An 18,281-nucleotide genomic window follows, 5' to 3' on the forward strand; every position below is an offset into this window, starting at 1 on the left:
TTTTGTTTTATAGGCCCGGGGGGGGGGGGTTGGGGGGGGGGGGGGGGGGGGCGGGGGGGGGGGGGGGGCCGGCCCCCCCCCCCCCCCCCGCCGGCTCCCTACCGGAGCCGGACTCGTGTCACGCCGTCAGCGCCGCAGTGTCAGCAGACCCGGACGGTAGGGCAGGAGGCCGTAGTCGCCGCCGGAGTTGGGGCTGCGCCCCTGGTAGAGCAACTGCAGATTGCAGGGATCGACGGTCATGGTCTGATCGGCGCTGGTGCGGATCAGTTCGCCATGGCTGATGTCGTTGGTCCAGGTGGCGCCACTGTTGGCCTTGCCGGCGAAGGGATTGCTCTCGGTCGCGGCCTGGGGTGTCCATGAGCCGTTCAGACTGGTGGCCGTGAACGAGCGGAAGTAGCGGCCCTGCGAGCCGATCGCCTCGACGATCATGAGGTAGCGGTTCTGGCCCTGTAGCTTGTAGACCTGCGGGGCTTCGAACAGGTTGTTCGTCGTATCGCTCATGATCACTGTCGAGGTCGTGCCGAAGCTGCCCGGGAAGTTCCCGATCGGCATACTGGCCCGGTAGATCTTGCCGTTGTCACCGGCGAAGAACAGGTACATGTTCGTCCCGTCACCGATGAGCGTCTGGTCGATGGGTCCCGTTCCGGAGCCGGAGATGCTTCCGGAGAAGAGCACCTGCTGGGACGACCAGCCATTCGGGTTGGTGGGGTCGCTCGACGTCCGGTAGGAGAAGGCGGTCCCGCCCCACTGGTAGGCGAGCACCCAGATGTTCTTCGGCGCGAAGTAGAAGAGCGTGGGCGCGACGGTGGAAGCCGACATCGTGTTCTGGCTGGCCGAGGCCATCTCCGACCAATTGGTGAACAGGCCGAAGTTCATCGAACCCCAACTCGTCCCCGTGTCGTGGGTCGTCGCATAGACGAGTTGCCTGCCGTTGTAGGGGACGACGGTGAAGTCCTTGAGCGAGACCCACCCCGGCTTGGGCTGCGCCAGCGCGCCCGTCGATGTCCAGCGGTATGTCGACGGAAGGTCGCACGGGCCGGGGTTGACGCCGCCGACCTTGACGAGCTGCCACTGCTGGTTGGTGCCGCCCCAGTCGTCGTACTGGACGATGTTCGCGTTGTCGGCGGTGGAGGCGCCCTGTACCTCGAGGGCCTTGTTGCTGTGGCGCGAGATGAGCCTCACGTAGCCGTCCGAGCTGTCGGCCAGCCGCCACTGCTGGTTGGTGCTGTTCAGGTCGGCCCACTGGACGATCGAGCCGCCGTTCGCGGTGGACCAGTTGTGGACGTCCAGCACCTTGCCCGAGTGGCGGGACTTGATGCGGTAGTAGCCGCCCCCGGAATCGACGAACTGCCACTGCTGCTGGTTCTGATCGTTCCTGGTCCACTGGGTGATGCGGGCGCCGTCGTTGGTCGCCATGTTGTAGACGTCCAGGGCCTTGCCGCTGTTGCGGTTGACCAGCACATACGAGGCGTTGGGGTCTACGGTCGCCGCGTTGGCGGGCTGGGCGCCGAGGAAGGTAGCCACGAGCAGCAAGGGCGCGAGGACGGCGAGTAAGCGTCTTGGTCGGACCGGGGACGAATGGCGAAACCACATCAGAGGGCCTCCTTTGGGGGGCGGGGGTGAGGTGACCCCGATGAACCGCGGAACGGACGTGCCGGGGGACAGGGACAATCTCGAAAGTTTCGAAGAATTCCCGGATGCTTCGACGCCACAAGCTAGGAATGTGGGGCTCTCTGGTCAAGGCCTGTCGCCGATCTGTCCACAAACAGCGCCTCCCCTTGGGTCTGACAAGCTGTCGCGCCGACCGGAACGACTCCGGAGTTCGCGGAAACAGCTCACCAGTCCAAGGCGCCGCGTGGAGGAGAGGAGCCGAGCAAGCAGCGTCCGCACACTCGTCCCGGCCCCGGCCCCGCGGCATCCGCCGACGGGGGCGCCGGGGTTCGGCTTCCGGCTCGCCAGGATCCTGGAAAGTTTCGGGCGAGGAATCGAAACTTCTTCTGCGGCGAGTATTGACGATCCATCGTCAATACCTCAATCATCCCAGTCTGAGAACCGGCCGCCGTTCGATATTTCGAACCACGTCGCCCTGGGCAATCTGTGCTGCACGGCAGATCCACGCACAGCCGCAGGACGGATCCGCGCACAGCCGCAAGACGGATCCGCGCACCAAAGCATCTGCGCCACCCCGTTTCGTTCCGGTGAGGTTCCGCAACAGCGCATCCTGGCTCTTCGCGCAGTTGGCGAGGTACGCGACGCCGCGTGGCGGTCCCCCGGCTGAGCCGCGATGGAGCACCCCCATGCCTGTGTCGAAACACCGCCGCCGCCCGCCGCACGTCACCCGACGGCCGGCCGGGTGCCGTCCGTGCCGGTGGAGATCGTCCCGGTCCCACCGGCGCGGTGTCCGGTGATTCCGTGCTGCCCGGGTTCCGGCCCACCCCGTCCGTCCGCCGAGTGGGAGCGGACGACGCGTTCCCCCGCGCTTCAGTCCTTCCGTGATGTCTACCTTGGAGGCACAGTCATGAGCCCGTATGCCCTTCCCAGATCCGTTGTCCGCCGGAAGATCCGCGGCCTGCTGTTGGCGCTGGTCGCCGGCGTCCTCGGTACGGTCGCCGCACTGGTCGCCCCGCCGACCGCACACGCCGCCGAGAACACGCTCGGCGCCGCGGCGGCGCAGAGCGGCCGCTACTTCGGCACCGCCATCGCCTCGGGCAGGCTCGGCGACTCGGCGTACACGGCGATCGCGGGCCGTGAGTTCAACTCGGTGACGGCCGAGAACGAGATGAAGATCGACGCCACCGAACCGCAGCGGGGCCAGTTCAACTTCACCGCCGGTGACCGCGTCTACAACTGGGCGGTGCAGAACGGCAAGCAGGTGCGCGGCCACACCCTGGCCTGGCACTCCCAGCAGCCCGGCTGGATGCAGAGCCTCAGCGGCAGCACGCTGCGCCAGGCGATGATCGGCCACATCAACGGCGTGATGGCCCACTACAAGGGCAAGATCGCCCAGTGGGACGTCGTGAACGAGGCCTTCGCCGACGGCAGTTCGGGAGCCCGGCGCGACTCCAACCTGCAACGCACCGGCAACGACTGGATCGAGGTCGCCTTCCGCACCGCGCGCGCCGCCGACCCGGCCGCCAAGCTCTGCTACAACGACTACAACGTCGAGAACTGGACCTGGGCCAAAACCCAGGCCATGTACGCCATGGTCCGAGACTTCAAGCAGCGCGGCGTGCCGATCGACTGCGTCGGCTTCCAGTCGCACTTCAACAGCGGCAGCCCCTACAACAGCAACTTCCGCACCACCCTCCAGAACTTCGCCGCCCTGGGCGTCGACGTGGCCATCACCGAACTCGACATCCAGGGCGCCCCGGCCACGACCTACGCCAACGTGACCAACGACTGCCTGGCCGTCCCGCGCTGCCTCGGCATCACCGTCTGGGGTGTGCGCGACACCGACTCCTGGCGACCGGAGCACACGCCGCTGCTGTTCAACGGCGACGGCAGCAAGAAGCCCGCCTACACCGCCGTCCTCAACGCGCTCAACGGCGGCTCCTCCACGCCCCCGTCGGATTCCGGACCGGTCAAGGGCGTCGGTTCGGGCCGCTGCCTGGACGTGCCCGGCACCAGTACCACCGACGGCACCCAGCTCCACCTGTGGGACTGCCACAACGGCACCAACCAGCAGTGGACGTACACCGCCGCGGGCGAGCTCAGGGTCTACGGCAACAAGTGCCTGGACGCCGCCGGCACCGGCAACGGCACCAAAGTCCAGATCTACGGCTGCTGGGGTGGCGACAACCAGAAATGGCGCCTCAACTCCGACGGATCCATCGTCGGCGTCCAGTCCGGCCTCTGCCTCGACGCCGTCGCAGGCGGCACCGCCAACGGCACCCTGATCCAGCTCTACTCCTGCTCGAACAGCAGCAACCAACGCTGGACCCGCACCTGATGTCCCCTTCCACAAACGAAAGGGTGAATCGATGAAGGCCTACGGTGCGGCTTCCCCCGCCCCTCCACGCAGACACCGCTGGTGGTCCCGGGTCGCCGCCGTGGCCGCGGCGACCCTCGCGATCGGCATGCTCGCCGCGGTGAATCCGGCGCCCGCCGAGGCGGCGACGGTGGACACCAATGCCTGGTATGTCCTGGTCAATCGCAACAGCGGCAAGGCGCTGGACGTCTCTGGCACGTCCACCGTCGACGGCGCGCGGGTCAGCCAGTGGACGCGCAGCGACGGAGCCAACCAGCAGTGGCAGTTCGTGGACTCCGGCGGCGGCTTCTACCGCCTCAAGGCCCGGCATTCGGGCAAGGTTCTCGACGTGGCCGGCGCCTCGACCGCCGACGGTGCCGCGATCCAGCAGTGGGCCGACCACAACGGGGCCAACCAGCAGTTCCGCCTGGCCGACTCCGACGCGGGCCACGTCCGGCTGATCAACCGCACCAGCAGCAAGGCGGTGGAGGTGCAGGGCGCCTCCACCGCCGACGGCGGCACCGTCGTCCAGTACACCGACTGGGGCGGCGCCAACCAGCAATGGCAGATGATCAAGCTGTCGTCCGGTGGTGGCGGCGGGTGCGGCAGCGCCCCGACCCTGGCGAGCGGTACGCACACGATCCAGAGCGGCGGCAAGAGCCGCAGCTTCATCCTCAGGGTCCCCGCCAACTACGACAACAGCCGCCCCTACCGGCTGATCTTCGCGTTCCACTGGCGGGGCGGAACCGCCGGCGACGTCGCCTCGGGCGGCACGAGCGGGAACGCCTGGTCCTACTACGGCCAACAGGAACAGTCGAACAACAGCGCGATCCTCGTCGCCCCCCAGGGCCTCGGCAACGGCTGGGCCAATTCGGGCGGTGAGGACGTCACCTTCGTCGACGACATGATCCGGCGAATCGAGGGCGGCCTCTGTGTCAACCCGGCACAGCGTTTCGCCACGGGATTCAGCTGGGGCGGCGGTATGAGCTACGCACTCGCATGCAGCCGGGCGAACGTCTTCAGGGCCGTCGCGGTGATCTCCGGCGCTCAGATCAGCGGGTGCAGCGGCGGCAACCAGCCCATCGCCTACTTCGGAATCCACGGCATCAGCGACAACGTCCTCAACATCGGGCAAGGACGGTCCCTGCGCGACAAATTCGTCAGCAACAACGGCTGCACCCCTCAGAGCCCGCGCGAGCCCGCGCCGGGCAGCCGGACGCACATCACCACCACCTACTCGGGCTGCCGTGCCGGATACCCGGTCCAATGGGCGGCGTTCGACGGAGGCCACATACCCGGTCCGGTCGACGGCTCCTCCGGCGAAAGCGGCGTCGCCACCTGGACCAAAGCAGAGATCTGGAGGTTCTTCGCACAGTTCCAGTGACACGCCCGCACCACGGAGTGGAGCCAGGGCAATCCTGGCTCCACTCCGTCGACGTCCATCCCGGATCGAAGAACCTGAAGGCCTTTCAGGTGTTCAGTCGATCGCGGAGCGGGTCCATCCTCGGGCCTGGCGATGGGGACCTGTCTCGAACAGAACCACTGGCTCCTGGCGAAGGCGGTCATGTGAGGCACGGGGGCCGGCTCCCGTCTCTCTGTGGTGGCGTCATCGTCGGGAAGGGCTTCGCGGAGGCGCGATACCGCTTCCGTCTCGCGGAAGGATCGATGTAAAGCGCCTCTGAGCGATACGCGTACTCAGAGCGCGACCCCGCTGGAAGGGCAGACCATGTTTCCTGTTCTCGGCTGTGTCAGTCGACCACCAGGACCAGCTTGCCCGTGGTCCGGCCGGTTTCGCCCAGCGCGTGCGCCGTGGCGGCTTCGGCCAGCGGGAAGGTGCCGGCGATCGTGGCGCGCAGCCTGCCCGCCTCGACGAGCGCCGCGATCTCCTTCATCCCGGTGTGGTCGGCGTCGACGAGCATCTCTGTCGCCCGTACCCCGAGCTTTTCGGCAGCCACAGGCAGTTCCTTCGAACCCTTCGGCACGAGCGTGACCAGGAGCCCGCCCTTGCACAGGATCCGCAGTGAGCGGTGGACGTAGTCGCCGCCGATCGTGTCCAGCACGACGTCGACGTCCCGTACGGCCGTGGCGAAGTCGGTCTCCCGGTAGTCGATCAGCTCGTCCGCGCCCAGCCCGCGCAGGAACTCGTGCTTGCCGGCGCTCGCCGTGCCGATCACGTACGCGCCCCGCGCCTTGGCGATCTGCACGGCCACATGCCCGACGCCGCCGGCCGCGGCGTGGATCAGCACCCGCTGACCGGGCTGGACGTTCGCCGTCTCGACCAGGGCCTGCCAGGCTGCCAGTGAGACCAGCGGAAGCGCGGCCGCCTGCGTGTGGTCGATGTTTGCGGGCTTGGGCGCGAAGGTGCGGGCGGGGGCGGTCACGTACTGGGCGTGCGCGCCCTGACCGAATGGGTAGGACAGCATGCCGAAGACCTCGTCACCCGGCCTGAAGAGGGCGACACCGGTGCCCGTCGCCTCGACCACGCCGGAGACGTCCCAGCCGAGGATGAAGGGCGGCTCGCCGAGGAAGCGGCCGGTGGCGCGGTGCTTCCAGTCGGTCGGGTTGACCCCGGCGGCGCGCACCCGGACCAGCACCTCGTTCGGCCGTGGCGCGGGGCGCTCCACCTCCACTTCCTTGAGAACCTCGGGACCACCGAGGACGTCCTGGCTGATGGCGCGCATCGTGTTCTGAGTGCTCATGGCGTCCCAGCCTGCCCGAGCCCGTCCGTCCGGAAAATGGCCTGGTGGCCAGCCTTCGATAGGATCGTGCCATGCGGAATGTGCACAGGGTCGTGGTCCTGGCGCTGGATGGGGTCTACCCCTTCGAACTTGGCATCCCCAGCCGGATCTTCGGCGCAGCCGACGGCCGGTACGAGGTGCTGACCTGCACCGTCGACGGGCGTCCGGTGCGCAGCAATGCGGACTTCACCATCACCGCCGAGCACGGCCCCGAGGCCCTGGCCGCGGCCGATACCGTGGTCGTCGCGCCGATCTCGCCGTCGTCTGTCACCGCCGAGCTTCCGGACGAGGTCACTGCCGCGCTCGCGTGGATCCGGCCGGGCACGCGCATCGTCTCCATCTGCACTGGTGCTTTCGTGCTCGCCGCGGCCGGGTTTCTCGACGGCCGCAGGGCGACGACGCACTGGCGGCAGGCGGACCGGTTTCGGCACATGTTCCCCCACATCGCCCTCGATCCGGACGTGTTGTTCGTCGACGATGACCCCATCCTGACCTCGGCCGGAGCCGCGTCCGGCGTCGATGTCTGCCTTCACATCGTGCGCAAGGACCACGGCAGCCGACTCGCCAACACGGTCGCCCGCCGCTGTGTGGTTCCGCCGTTCCGGGACGGTGGCCAGGCTCAGTACATCGAGCAGCCGGTTCCGGAAAGCGGGGCTGTGAGCACAGCCGCGACCCGCGCCTGGGCCCTCGAGCGCCTCGGCGAGCCGCTGACCATGGCTGACCTCGCCGCCCACGCCCGGATGAGCCGGCGCACCTTCGCCCGCCGCTTCACCGGCGAGGTGGGCCTCAGCCCCGGCCGCTGGCTGATCCAGCAGCGCGTCGCCCGGGCCAGGGACCTGTTGGAGTCCAGCGACCTGTCGGTGGACCAGATCGCCGACCGGGTCGGCTTCGCCACGGGCGCCTCCCTGCGCCAGCACCTCCACGCGGCAATCGGCGTCTCCCCGCAGGCGTATCGGCGTACGTTCCAGGCGGCACGCCAGTGCGTACCAGGTTCTACCGGTAGCCAGTGCTTCGGTGACCGACTCCATGCGGGACCGCGGGAGAGCGCTCGAAAGGGTGCGTCGGCTCTCATCGGCGTGGACCCAATCGACGTGCGGGAGTCGTGATCCGGGTCGGACCTGTGCCAGCCGTTCTCCACGTCGGCGGCTGTGAAGTTGTCGAGCATCGCCGCTGCCGCCGAGAAGGCCCGACGGTGCGGTGACGCAGGCGCTGCGACAGCTCGGGCTTCCACCGGCACCGCGCGGTTACAGGCAACGGCGGCACGTGAGGCACCGTCGCCACGAGACATGACGGGGCAGTCGTGTCAGGCCGGTTGCCAGATCTGAGCGAGTGCCGAGGCGGTGAGGAGCTGTTCGGGGTGCCCCTGTCCTGCCAGGCGGCCGTCGCGGAGCAGGAGGCAGGCGTCCGCCGAGCGTGCGGCTTCGAGGTCATGGGTGGCGTGGACGACGGTCACCCCATCGGCGACCAGCTCCGTCAGCAGCGCGGCGATTCGATCTTTCGCCTCGAGGTCGAGTCCCGTGGTCGGTTCGTCCAGGAGGAGCAGATCCGACTCCTGGGCGAGTCCTTGGGCGATCAGGGCGCGTTGCCGCTGTCCGCCGGAGAGTTCTCCGAGTTGACGGGTGGCGAGGTCGGTGATGCCGAGCCTCTCCATGGACTGGTCCACGGTGGCGCGATCCTGTCGGGTCAGTCGGCGCCACGGTCCGCGGTCGCCCCAGCGCCCCATCTCCACTGTCTGCCTGACCGTCAGCGGCAGCACGTCAGCGACGGCGCTGCGCTGCGGGACGAACGCCGGCGGCCGGTTGCCGACGTGGTGGAGCCGGCCTGATGTGGGTTGGATCACTCCGGCAATCACTCCGAGCAGGGTCGACTTCCCGCTTCCGTTGGGGCCGACGAGTGCGGTGATCGCCAACGCCGGTATTTCCGCGCCGAGTTGATGCAGAACGGGGCGGCCGGGGTATCCGGCGGAGAGCTCCGTGAAGTGGACCCGGGGCGTCCTGGCCTCGGCGAGGGCGGGAGGTGGCCCCTGTGTTTTGAACATGGTTTTCATTATAGTCCGCTTCCATGGAGTGGTTGACGGGTCCCTTCGAGGTGACCTTCGTGCAGAGGGCACTGTGGGGCGGGATGTTGGTGTCGGCGATCTGCGCCCTGGCCGGCACCTGGGTGGTGCTCAGGGGGATGGCCTTTCTCGGTGACGCCATGTCGCACGGGCTGCTGCCGGGAGTCGCGCTCGCCGCGCTGTTCGGCGGCAACCTGCTGGTGGGGGCGTTGCTGAGCGCGGCCGTCATGACGGTCGGCGTCACAGCCCTCGGCCGCACCCCGAGGCTGTCCCAGGACACGGGTATCGGCCTGCTGTTCGTGGGGATGCTGTCGCTCGGTGTCATCATCGTGTCGCGGTCGCAGTCCTTCGCGGTCGACCTGACCGGGTTCCTCTTCGGTGACGTCCTCGCCGTCCGCGAGCAGGACCTGGTGCTGCTGGGTGTGGCGCTGCTGCTGGCACTCGCCGTCTCGGTCCTCGGTCACCGGGCCTTCCTCGCCCTGGCCTTCGACTCACGCAAGGCCCAGACGCTCGGCTTGCGGCCCCGCCTGGCTCACGCAGTGCTGCTCGGCTTGTTGGCGCTGGCCATCGTCGCCTCCTTCCACATCGTGGGCACGCTGCTGGTGCTCGGCCTGCTCATCGCTCCGCCGGCCGCAGCGCTGCCCTGGGCGCGCAGTGTGCGGGGCGTCATGGCCCTCGCGGCGCTCCTCGGCGTCACCGCCACCTTCGGTGGCCTGCTGCTGTCCTGGCACCTGAGCACCGCGGCCGGCGCGACCGTCTCGGCCCTCGCGGTGAGCCTGTTCTTCCTCTCCCACCTGGCATCCGCTCTCCGTCACCGCCGCCGTGCGCGCCTCCTCGGCGCTCACGCCACAGCGACCGACTGAAAGAACCTGAGGCGATCCCCTTGCCCGTCCGAAACAACGTCATACCTTGGGCGCCCGCCGCACTCGTGGCGATCTCCCTGCTCACCACGAGTTGCGCGAGTCACGACGACAGCGCGTCCGCCCCGCAGGCCACCGTCATCGGCCTCCGCTCCGCACGGTTACGTCGAGGGTGCTCAGGAGAAGGCCGAGCAGCAGTCGCGGCTGCTGCTGAACGACCCGACCACCGGCGACACACGGGTACTCGACCTGATCACCGGGAAGACGCACAAGGTGTCCCGGACTCCGGGCACCATCGAACTCACCACCGACGGCCGCTTCGGCTACTTCCACACCGCGGGCAGCACGCGCGTCCTGGACAGCGGCGCATGGATGGTGGACCACGGCGACCACGTCCACTACTACCGTGCGGCGATACGTGACGTGGGCCGGGTGCCCGGAGGCCCGGGCACCCGTGTCCGCAGCGATGCCGCCGTCACGGCGGTGACCGACGAGGACGGCCACGCCAGGATCTACCGCCGGGCCGGTCTGGAGAAGGGCAAGGTCGGCTCCGCCCGCCCGCTTCCCGGGACGCACGCGGGAGTTGTCGTCCCGTACGCGGAGCACCTGCTCGGCGTCACGGACGACGGGAAGGTCGTGGTGTACGACCGCGAGGGCCGGCGGGCCGCGTCGCCGGACGCCCGCTGCGAGGAGGTGCGGGGCGACGCCGTCACCCGGCGCGGAGTCGTCCTCGGGTGCGCCGACGGTGCTCTGCTCGTCCGTGAGGACGATGGCAGGTTCACGGCCGAGAAAATCCCGTACGGCAGCGACGTACCCGAAACGGAGCGGGCCACGGCTTTCCGGCATCGGCCCGGCAGCGACACGCTCACGGCGCCGGCCGGGGATCGGGCCGTGTGGGTCCTGGACGTCACCGAGCGTACGTGGACGCGGGTGACGACCGGTTCCGTCGTCTCCGCCAACACCGCCGGTGAGGGCTCCGTCCTGATCGTCCTGGAGACCGACGGAGCAGTCCACGGCTACGACATCGCAACCGGCAAGCAGGTCTCCAGGACGAAGCCGCTTCTGACGGGCGCCCCCGAGACCGGTGGCGACGCGGGCGCGGGACCGGTCATCGAGGTCGACCGCAGCCGCGCCTACCTCAACGACTCCAAGGGCAAACGCGTGTACGAGATCGACTACAACGACAACCTGCGCATCGCGCGCACCTTCGACCTGGACATCAAGCCGGCCCTGATGGTGGAGACCGGACGATGACCACACGGACGCGAGGGTCGCGGCGGACGCGCACCCTCCTGCTGGTCCTGCTCACCCTCGCCCTGGCCGGTGCCGGCACTGGCTGTACGAGCCGCGACGACCGGCCCCGGGTGGTGGTGACGACCAACATCCTGGGCGACATCACCCAGGAGATCGTAGGGGACGAGGCCGATGTGACCGTGCTGATGAAGCCGAACGCCGACCCGCACTCCTTCGGCCTGTCGGCCGTGCAGGCCGCCGAGTTGGAGCGTGCCGACCTGGTGGTCTTCAACGGCCTGGGTCTGGAGGAGAACGTACTGCGGCACGTGGACGCCGCCCGCGAGGCAGGGGTGGCCACCTTCGAGGCCGGCAAGGCGGTGGACCCTCGCACCTTCCAGACGCATGACGACGGCGGCCCCGAGGAGGAGGCCGGGCAGCCCGATCCGCACTTCTGGACCGACCCCGACCGCGTTCGCAAGGCCGTGGGCCTGATCGCCGATCAGGTGATCGAGCACGTGGACGGGGTGGACGAGAAGGCGGTCCGCGCCAGTGCCGACCGCTACGACGGCCGACTCGCCGACCTGGCCGCCTGGATGGAGAAGTCCTTCGACCGCATACCCGAACAGCGGCGGGCGTTGGTGACCAACCACCACGTCTTCGGCTACCTCGCCGAACGTTTCGGCTTCCGGGTGATCGGTGCGGTGATCCCGAGCGGTACGACGCTGGCCTCGCCCAGCTCCTCCGACCTGCGCTCGCTCACCCAGGCGATGCGGAAGGCCGGCGTGCACACCGTGTTCGCGGACTCCTCCCAGCCCAAGCGGCTGGCCGAGGTCCTGCGCACCGAGCTGGACGGTCAGGTGCGCGTCGTCGAGCTCTACTCCGAGTCCCTGACCGAGAAGGGCAAGGGCGCCGGCACCTACCTGCAGATGATGCGCGCCAACACCACCGCCATGACCGACGGCCTGACCGGCGCCTGAACCAGAGCCCCTGACGTGCACACCGGCCGACCGGCCGCTCAAGCACACCCGCACCCACTGCCGCGCCCGCGCGGCACAGAAAGGAACACCCCGGTGAACAAGCCGATACGCCACAAAGCCTTCACGGGCACGGCCCTCGCCCTGGCAGCCTCCGCGGTCCTGACCGCCTGCGGAGGGGAGGACAGCTCCTCGTCCGACACGCAGGCCAAGAGCGCGCCGAGCACCAAGGCCGTGGCGGTCAAGGACCCGCTCGTCGCCACGTTCGACGGCGGCCTGTACGTCCTGGACGGCGAAAGCCTGAAGCTGGCCAACACGATCGAGCTGCCCGGCTTCAACCGCCTCAACCCCGCCGGCGACGACTCCCATGTCATCGTCTCCACCGACTCCGGATTCCGCGTCCTGAACGCCACCGAACAGACCTTCACCGGCGTCGAGTACAAGGGCGCCAAGCCCGGCCACGTCGTCCAGCACGCCGGCAAGACGGTCCTGTTCACCGACGGCACCGGCGAGGTCAACGTCTTCGACCCCGCCGACCTCAAGGGCGGCAAGAAGCCGGAAGGCCGCACCTACACCTCCGCCGAACCGCACCACGGCGTCGCCATCGAACTGACCAACGGCGAACTCCTCACCACCCTCGGCACCGAGGAGAAGCGCACCGGCGCCCTCGTCCTGGACAAGAACAACAAGGAGATCAAGCGCAACGAGAACTGCCCCGGCGTCCACGGCGAGGCCGCCGCCAAGGGCGAGGCCATCGGCATCGGCTGCGAGGACGGCCTCCTGATCTACAAGGACGGCAAGTTCACCAAGGTCGACGCCCCCGACGACTACGGCCGCATCGGAAACCAGCGCGGCAGCGACGCATCCACCATCCTCCTGGGCGACTACAAGACCGACCCGGAGGCCGAACTGGAGCGGCCGACCCGCATCTCCCTCATCGACACCGAAACCGGGAAACTGCGCCTGGTCGACCTGGGCACCAGCTACTCCTTCCGCTCGCTCGGCCGCGGACCCCACGGCGAGGCCCTCGTCCTCGGCACCAACGGCACCCTCCACGTCATCGACCCGGAGACCGGCAAGGTCGACAAGAAGATCCCCGTCGTGGACGACTGGCAGGAGCCGCTGGACTGGCAGCAGCCCCGGCCCACCCTCTTCGTCCGCGACAACACCGCGTACGTCTCCGAGCCGGGCAAGCGCCAACTGCACGCCATCGGCATCGAATCGGGCAAGAAGATCACGTCCGTGACCCTGCCAAAGAGCACCAACGAACTGTCCGGCGTCGTCGCCGGCCACTGATCCTCCGACCCCGGCGAGGCCGTCCCGCCCGATCCGGGCCACGGGTCCAACGGCCATGCCGGCGCGCCACGGCCTCGCCTTGCGCGGCTGGCCGGGGGAGAGGTGACCGTCGAGGGCGGACCGGGCGGCGGGCCGGTCAGCGCATCGGGTACGTGCACCAACAGCACGAGTTCGCCTGGGGCTCCCCCGTCGACATCGCGGGCGCGGTCCTCACCGGCCGTACCCGGCAGATGGGGTGGCTGCGCCGCCGGGCGCGACGGACCGAGCGGCGGTGGACGAGGCACTGGAGCTGACCGGGCTCACCGCGCTGGGGTGACGCCCCGTCGGCGAACTCTCCGGCGGCCGACGGCAGCGGTCCTGGTGGCCCGCGCGTCGGCCGCCGGCCCGCGCATCCTGCTCCAGGACGAGCCGTTCACCGGAGCCGACGTCCCAGGAGATGTCGAACGAGCTGTTCGGCCGACTGGCCGCGGAGAACAGGGCACTGCTATGACCACCGACGACCTGGCGGGCGCCGCCCGCACCTGCCACCGGGTGGTGCTGATGAACCGCACGGTCGTGGCCGAGGGCGGCCCCGAACTCCTCGCCGACCCCGACCCGGCGCTGCGGGCCTTCGGCCTCGACCGCGCGATCGGCACGGTGACCGCATCATGAGCGGACCTGCTGAACTTCCTCCCTGACCTGTGGCACCTGCCGTCCATGCGGTTGCCGCCCCCTGCAACGCCGCTACGAGCGCAAGGCGAGGCAGCCGAACACTTCCTGGCTTTCGTCGCATCACCGCAGTCCTCATCGGCTACCGCCGACTCACCAACTGACACGACGTTCAATTCCCGTTTCCGGTTTTACGGATCAGCGTAAAGCTGAGCCGCTTCACGGGTGGACAGTTCAGCAGACGACAGACGGTCGTTGCGGGACATCAAGAGATGAGTCCCGCAACGACCGTCAGTCGAATGAAGATACCGAGGCTACTGCGCCGAGGCGGCGGAAGTGGGTGGGCTACCTCGTCTTGAACCGGTCCGGACGCACGAAGTCCAGGCCGTCGATGGTCTGTTTGCCGAGCGCCTCGTGTGCGGCGATGTGGCCGTAGCCGGTGGCCATTTTGAAGCCCTTTCCGGAGAATCCGGTGGCACAGTAGACCCTGCTGTTCTCGTCCAGCCAGCCGAGGAGGGGATGCCGGTCCTCGGTGAAAAGGTCGGGGAAGGCGTCGGAGCGCACGATGGTGGGGGTCAGGCCGGGGAAGAATTCGGTGACGATCTCGGTGACCTTTTCGATTTCTTGCGGGGTGAGTTCCCTGGGCACGGAGTCCGGGTCGGGGGTTGCCCTTCCGCGTCCGTCCAGTGGTCCGTCCACCGATGCCTTGACCGTCACGCCATCGACGGCGGGTGCGCCGTACATGGAGCGATCGTCGTACAGCCGGCTGAAGACGGGGAATTTCTCTGGCGTGAATTGCATGCCGTCTTGGGCGATGAACCAGGTCAGGACGATCCGATGGGTTTCCGTGACGGCCTTGAGGTGGTCGGGCATGAGTTTTCGGGACCAGCCGCCCGAGGCGACGATGACCTTCTCGAACGTCCAGGTTCTGTCGCCCGAGGCGACGACCACGCCGTGGTCGGTTTCGGTGATGCTGTCCACGGGTGTGTTCTGAAGGACGGTGGCGCCGTTCGCCTGGGCCGCCGCGACGGCGGCGCTGACGGCGCGGTCGGTGCGCAGAACGCCGGCGCGGGGGTCATAGATGGCGCAGTCGTCGGGGCGGAGGTTGTGCTGGGGGTAGCGTTCCGCCATCTCCGCCCGGCTGAGGAGGCGGTGCTCGGCTCCGGTGATGCGCGTTGCTTCGAGGAGGCTGTTGATGAAGCTGCCGTTCGCCGTCCCGATGGACAGGCCCCCAGTAGTGGTGAGGATTTCCTGCCCGGTTTCCGCTTCGAGCTCGGCCCACAGACTGCGGGAGCGCTCGATGATGGGGTAGTAGTCGGGTTTCCCGAGGTAGACCATGCGGAACAGGCGGGTGTCCCCGCCCACGGCACTGCGGCCGTGGGCCGGGGTGGCGGCCTCGAAGCCCACTACCGAGTCGGACAGCCGGGAGGCCTGCCACAGGGCCATGCTTCCGATGCTGCCCAAGCCGATGACTGCGAGCTTTGCGTCCATGAGAGCAGTTTCCTTTTCGTCTACTCGTGAAGTCCGGCGAGTCGGCTGCCGAATCTGGCCAGGAGTGAGGTCTTGCTGGAACCCCTGCGCTCCTCCCACCGGTCGGCAACACCGAAGAGCCGGTACATGGCGTGAACGCCCAGCCAGCGGATGGGTTCCGGTTCCCACTTCGGTGCCCGGTAGCCGACCCAGGGAAGAGTGGTCCGCTCGGTTTCCCTCTCGAAGGCGAGCTCCACGAGAGTCCTGCCGCCGACGTAGGCCGACGTGACACCGTGTCCCGCGTAGCCGGTGGACGAGCCGATCCCGGATGCCGGGTCCCAGTGCACGCCGCCGTTCCAGTCACGCGTGACGCCCAGGACGCCCGACCAGGCGTGGTCCACCTCGAAGGGAATGCCCGGGAAGAAGGAGCTGAGCTTCTGCGAGATCAGGTCAATGGTGGACTGGGCGGTCGCACCGGCTCCTCCCGTGCCGGACCCGAACCGGTAGGGGACACCGCGGCCCCCCATGGCGATACGGCCGTCCGCCGTCCGCTGGGCGTAGATGAAGGTGTGCGCGGAGTCGTTGAGGCACTGCGGCCCGTCCCAGCCGATCTCCTGCCATGCCTCTTCCGGTAGGGGCTTGGTCACGATCATCGAGGAATTGACAGGGATCAGAGTCCGGCTGCCCAGCAGCTGTCCCGAATAGCCTTCGGTGCAGATGAACGTCTTGGCCGCGGTGACGCGTCCGTTGGCCAGGCTGAGGGTCTTGCCCTCGACACTGTCCACTCGGCTGCCCTCGTAGATCTGGACCCCCATGGAGGTCAGGGTGTCGGCAAGGCCGTAGACGAGTTTCGCGGGGTGGAGCCGCGCGCAGTGCTGGTAGAAGAGCCCGCCGTGGACGGTGGAGATGTTGATCCGGCTGCGGAACTCGTCCCGGTCGAGCATGTGGACTTCGTCATCGGTCAGCCCGTACTTCAGGTCGGCATCACGCCTGGCGACAAGCCGGCCCAGCCCCGCCCGAGTGTGGGCGGCGACGAGCGCGCCACTCTTGTGCTGATCGGCATCGATGCCCTCGGCCTGGAGGATGTCCAGGACGGCGTCGACACCGGCGACGAATTCCCGCTGCAGCGCCCGGCTGGCTTCCAACCCGCCTCCGGCGCGGGCGAAGGTGGCACGGTTTCCCGGGGGCATTGCCGAGAGCCAGCCACCGTTGCGTCCTGATGCGCCGTAGCCCACCTGCTCGGCCTCGAAGACCGCGACCGAGAGAGACGGTTCGAGCTTCTTGGCGAAGTACGCCGCCCACAGGCCGGTGTAGCCGCCGCCGACAATGGCCACGTCGACGGAGTCCTGGCCGGTGAAACGGGGGAACGAGGGCTTCTCGTCGGCGAGTTGGGCCACCCAGAAGCCGAGCTCTCCGTTTCGGGGTGGTGCCGCCAGGGCGTTCATGTGCGTCCTTCTTCTGTGTCTGGAAACCGCGTGGGCCGGTGCTGGAAGGCGGTGTAGCGGCCGTCGGCGGAGGAGGGTTGTCCCGGTGATGGACGGGGGACTCCGACGATGCGAGGAAGGGGACGATGCGGCGAAGCCCTGCATACGGTCGATGTTGTCCTGCGTCACGTCGGCCGGCACGGTCGGCGCCGGGGTGTCATGCGCTCGACGAGGGTGTCGGGTGCCTGTTGGAGCCGGTTCCCGGATGCATTCCTCAGGTTTGGTTCGCCGCTACACCGCGGTGCAGCTCATCTGGGTCTCGACAGGATCGCGGAGGTGGAGCTCGGCTACACCGATCGCGGCGCGAGCGTGCCCTCCGTCTCGCCCAGCACCTCGATGAGCAGTTCACTGGCCGCGTTGGCGACGTCCGACTGCTCACCGAAGTCCGGCGTGCCGGCCACCAGGACCAGCATTTGTACGATGACTGAGCCCGCAACCCGGTGCTGCACGAAGTATGCGTTGCGGGCGATGACGGGTGGCTCCGGTCCTCAGTTCTCCGCTCAGGTGTCAGGGACGCGGGAGGCCGAAGAGGACGGGGAGGTCGGCGATGTCGGTGATCCGCTCGTAGCCGAGCCAGTGCTCGTCGTGCTCCCAGCCGCGGTCCATGTACACCTTGTTCTCGATGCCCATGATGGCCGCGGAGCGCAGGTCGTACATCGGGCTCGCGGAGACGTGCACGAGCTCGTCGGGTGTCACGCCGAGCTTGTCGAGCATGTAGTCGAACGCGCCGAGTCGCGGCTTGTAGACGCCCATCTCCTCGGCGCTGATGACGACCTCGAACGGGGCCTTGAGGTTCTCCGCGAGGCGCACGGCGTGCGCGGTGTCGCTGTTCGTGATGATGACCAGCGGGACTTCCTCGGCCAGGCGGTTCAGCGCCTCGGTGACACCCGGGTACGGGCCCCAGGTGGGGATGCGGTCGTACACCGCCCGCGCTTCGTCCTCGCGGTACTCGAGACCGACCTTGTGCAGAGCGCGTTCCATGGAACGCGCGACGACCTGGTGGAACGGCTGGTACGCGCCCGTGCACTCGTCGATCCGGTACGCCTTGCAGATCCGCAGGAAGTCATCGGCGAGCTCGGCCGGCAGCCGGTCGCCCAGGACCTCGCGCATCGTGTCGTTGATGCTGAACTTGATCAGTGTGCCGTTCATGTCGAAGGTCGCGAACTTGGGCTTGATGTCGAATCCCACTGGTCCTCCTAGTGCTTCAGCGGAGCAGCTTCGTGCTCTGGTCGATTGTCGACCATCCGTTAGTCGATTGTCGACCAGGCGGTTTCGAATGTCAACGACTACCTCATGGCCAGTCGGCGTTCCCTGGAGCCGCTGTCCTGCCCCTGTTCCTCGGCGCCCCTTCCCTCGGTCGGCTGCAGGCGTCCGGGCGGCTGCACCAGGTCGCCCTGCCGCAGATCCGCAAGCACCCGCGTTGCCGGAACCGGCACCGGTCTGACAATCGAACGGCACCATCGAGACACCGACGTGTCACCGCGACCCGTGAGCCGGGAGGGGCACGGCACGGCTGTGATTCAGGAAGCTCCGTGCCCGAGGACCGACTTGAGCG

At 68.4% G+C, this 18,281-nt stretch carries 15 protein-coding genes and 1 pseudogene; 9 read left to right on the top strand and 7 right to left on the bottom strand.

The window, feature by feature from the left end:
- Positions 1 to 126 precede the first annotated feature (126 nt).
- The gene (locus tag ACF1A1_RS26525; RefSeq protein WP_392003313.1) at positions 127 to 1,593 is read right to left on the bottom strand and encodes a non-reducing end alpha-L-arabinofuranosidase family hydrolase; all 1,467 of its coding nucleotides are present in this window, start codon (positions 1,591 to 1,593) and stop codon (positions 127 to 129) included.
- 925 nt (positions 1,594 to 2,518) lie between these two features.
- Here ACF1A1_RS26525 and ACF1A1_RS26530 point away from each other — a divergent pair.
- Both ACF1A1_RS26530 and ACF1A1_RS26535 read left to right on the top strand, forming a co-directional pair.
- Entirely contained in the window at positions 2,519 to 3,949 is a 1,431-nt protein-coding gene (locus ACF1A1_RS26530; RefSeq protein WP_392003315.1) for an endo-1,4-beta-xylanase, read from the top strand.
- 31 nt (positions 3,950 to 3,980) lie between these two features.
- The gene (locus tag ACF1A1_RS26535; protein ID WP_392003316.1) at positions 3,981 to 5,351 is read left to right on the top strand and encodes an RICIN domain-containing protein; all 1,371 of its coding nucleotides are present in this window, start codon (positions 3,981 to 3,983) and stop codon (positions 5,349 to 5,351) included.
- Positions 5,352 to 5,715: 364 nt separating this feature from the next.
- Here the strand turns inward: ACF1A1_RS26535 and ACF1A1_RS26540 are convergent, their stop codons facing one another.
- Complete coding sequence (locus ACF1A1_RS26540; RefSeq protein ID WP_392003317.1) at positions 5,716 to 6,666, bottom strand: NADP-dependent oxidoreductase; 951 nt, start codon at positions 6,664 to 6,666, stop codon at positions 5,716 to 5,718.
- A 71-nt stretch (positions 6,667 to 6,737) separates the two neighbouring features.
- Between ACF1A1_RS26540 and ACF1A1_RS26545 the strand changes: the two genes are divergently transcribed.
- Positions 6,738 to 7,811, top strand: coding sequence for a GlxA family transcriptional regulator (locus ACF1A1_RS26545; RefSeq protein ID WP_392003319.1), 1,074 nt, complete (start codon positions 6,738 to 6,740; stop codon positions 7,809 to 7,811).
- 197 nt (positions 7,812 to 8,008) lie between these two features.
- On the opposite strand, the gene aztA is transcribed toward ACF1A1_RS26545, so the two are convergent.
- Positions 8,009 to 8,752 carry a zinc ABC transporter ATP-binding protein AztA gene (gene aztA / locus ACF1A1_RS26550; RefSeq protein ID WP_392003320.1) on the bottom strand — a complete coding sequence of 248 codons (744 nt, stop codon included), beginning with the start codon at positions 8,750 to 8,752 and terminating at the stop codon, positions 8,009 to 8,011.
- A 14-nt stretch (positions 8,753 to 8,766) separates the two neighbouring features.
- Between aztA and aztB the strand changes: the two genes are divergently transcribed.
- The 6 genes and pseudogenes from aztB (at position 8,767) to ACF1A1_RS26580 (ending at position 13,775) form a co-directional block, all read left to right on the top strand.
- Entirely contained in the window at positions 8,767 to 9,624 is an 858-nt protein-coding gene (aztB, locus tag ACF1A1_RS26555) for a zinc ABC transporter permease AztB (RefSeq protein ID WP_392003321.1), read from the top strand.
- 20 nt (positions 9,625 to 9,644) lie between these two features.
- Positions 9,645 to 10,875: pseudogene (locus ACF1A1_RS26560) on the top strand (hypothetical protein).
- Positions 10,872 to 11,831, top strand: coding sequence for a zinc ABC transporter substrate-binding protein AztC (gene aztC, locus ACF1A1_RS26565; RefSeq protein WP_392003322.1), 960 nt, complete (start codon positions 10,872 to 10,874; stop codon positions 11,829 to 11,831). The pseudogene ACF1A1_RS26560 and the gene aztC overlap by 4 nt, the downstream one beginning before the upstream one ends.
- A gap of 93 nt (positions 11,832 to 11,924) precedes the next feature.
- On the top strand, positions 11,925 to 13,124 hold the full coding sequence (gene aztD / locus ACF1A1_RS26570) for a zinc metallochaperone AztD (protein ID WP_392003323.1): 1,200 nt from the start codon (positions 11,925 to 11,927) through the stop codon (positions 13,122 to 13,124).
- A gap of 152 nt (positions 13,125 to 13,276) precedes the next feature.
- Positions 13,277 to 13,417, top strand: a complete 141-nt coding sequence (locus ACF1A1_RS26575; RefSeq protein WP_392003325.1) for a hypothetical protein — start codon at positions 13,277 to 13,279, stop codon at positions 13,415 to 13,417.
- Positions 13,418 to 13,610: 193 nt separating this feature from the next.
- A complete protein-coding gene (locus tag ACF1A1_RS26580; RefSeq protein WP_392003327.1) occupies positions 13,611 to 13,775 on the top strand; it encodes a hypothetical protein in 165 nt (54 codons plus the stop codon).
- 342 nt (positions 13,776 to 14,117) lie between these two features.
- Here ACF1A1_RS26580 and solA read toward each other — a convergent pair whose 3' ends face one another.
- The 4 genes from solA to ACF1A1_RS26600 all read right to left on the bottom strand — a co-directional run bounded on the left by solA (position 14,118) and on the right by ACF1A1_RS26600 (position 17,914).
- Complete coding sequence (gene solA, locus ACF1A1_RS26585; protein ID WP_392003329.1) at positions 14,118 to 15,263, bottom strand: N-methyl-L-tryptophan oxidase; 1,146 nt, start codon at positions 15,261 to 15,263, stop codon at positions 14,118 to 14,120.
- Positions 15,264 to 15,283: 20 nt separating this feature from the next.
- Complete coding sequence (locus tag ACF1A1_RS26590) at positions 15,284 to 16,687, bottom strand: NAD(P)/FAD-dependent oxidoreductase (RefSeq protein ID WP_392003331.1); 1,404 nt, start codon at positions 16,685 to 16,687, stop codon at positions 15,284 to 15,286.
- 326 nt (positions 16,688 to 17,013) lie between these two features.
- Positions 17,014 to 17,139, bottom strand: coding sequence for a hypothetical protein (locus tag ACF1A1_RS26595; RefSeq protein WP_392003333.1), 126 nt, complete (start codon positions 17,137 to 17,139; stop codon positions 17,014 to 17,016).
- A gap of 94 nt (positions 17,140 to 17,233) precedes the next feature.
- Complete coding sequence (locus tag ACF1A1_RS26600) at positions 17,234 to 17,914, bottom strand: haloacid dehalogenase type II (protein WP_048584589.1); 681 nt, start codon at positions 17,912 to 17,914, stop codon at positions 17,234 to 17,236.
- Between the last annotated feature and the right edge of the window lie 367 nt (positions 17,915 to 18,281).

It is taken from the genome of Streptomyces sp. NPDC014995 (genome assembly GCF_043080745.1).
In the GTDB taxonomy this organism is placed as follows: Bacteria; Actinomycetota; Actinomycetes; order Streptomycetales; family Streptomycetaceae; genus Streptomyces.

Excerpts from the sequence above, each read along its gene's own strand:
- ACF1A1_RS26525 (WP_392003313.1), bottom strand. The coding sequence starts at position 1,593 with ATGTGGTTTCGCCATTCGTCCCCGGTCCGACCAAGACGCTTACTCGCC.
- ACF1A1_RS26530 (WP_392003315.1), top strand. The coding sequence starts at position 2,519 with ATGAGCCCGTATGCCCTTCCCAGATCCGTTGTCCGCCGGAAGATCCGC.
- ACF1A1_RS26535 (WP_392003316.1), top strand. The coding sequence starts at position 3,981 with ATGAAGGCCTACGGTGCGGCTTCCCCCGCCCCTCCACGCAGACACCGC.
- ACF1A1_RS26540 (WP_392003317.1), bottom strand. The coding sequence starts at position 6,666 with ATGAGCACTCAGAACACGATGCGCGCCATCAGCCAGGACGTCCTCGGT.
- ACF1A1_RS26545 (WP_392003319.1), top strand. The coding sequence starts at position 6,738 with ATGCGGAATGTGCACAGGGTCGTGGTCCTGGCGCTGGATGGGGTCTAC.
- aztA (WP_392003320.1), bottom strand. The coding sequence starts at position 8,752 with ATGAAAACCATGTTCAAAACACAGGGGCCACCTCCCGCCCTCGCCGAG.
- aztB (WP_392003321.1), top strand. The coding sequence starts at position 8,767 with ATGGAGTGGTTGACGGGTCCCTTCGAGGTGACCTTCGTGCAGAGGGCA.
- aztC (WP_392003322.1), top strand. The coding sequence starts at position 10,872 with ATGACCACACGGACGCGAGGGTCGCGGCGGACGCGCACCCTCCTGCTG.
- ACF1A1_RS26580 (WP_392003327.1), top strand. The coding sequence starts at position 13,611 with ATGACCACCGACGACCTGGCGGGCGCCGCCCGCACCTGCCACCGGGTG.
- solA (WP_392003329.1), bottom strand. The coding sequence starts at position 15,263 with ATGGACGCAAAGCTCGCAGTCATCGGCTTGGGCAGCATCGGAAGCATG.
- ACF1A1_RS26590 (WP_392003331.1), bottom strand. The coding sequence starts at position 16,687 with ATGAACGCCCTGGCGGCACCACCCCGAAACGGAGAGCTCGGCTTCTGG.
- ACF1A1_RS26595 (WP_392003333.1), bottom strand. The coding sequence starts at position 17,139 with ATGCTGGTCCTGGTGGCCGGCACGCCGGACTTCGGTGAGCAGTCGGAC.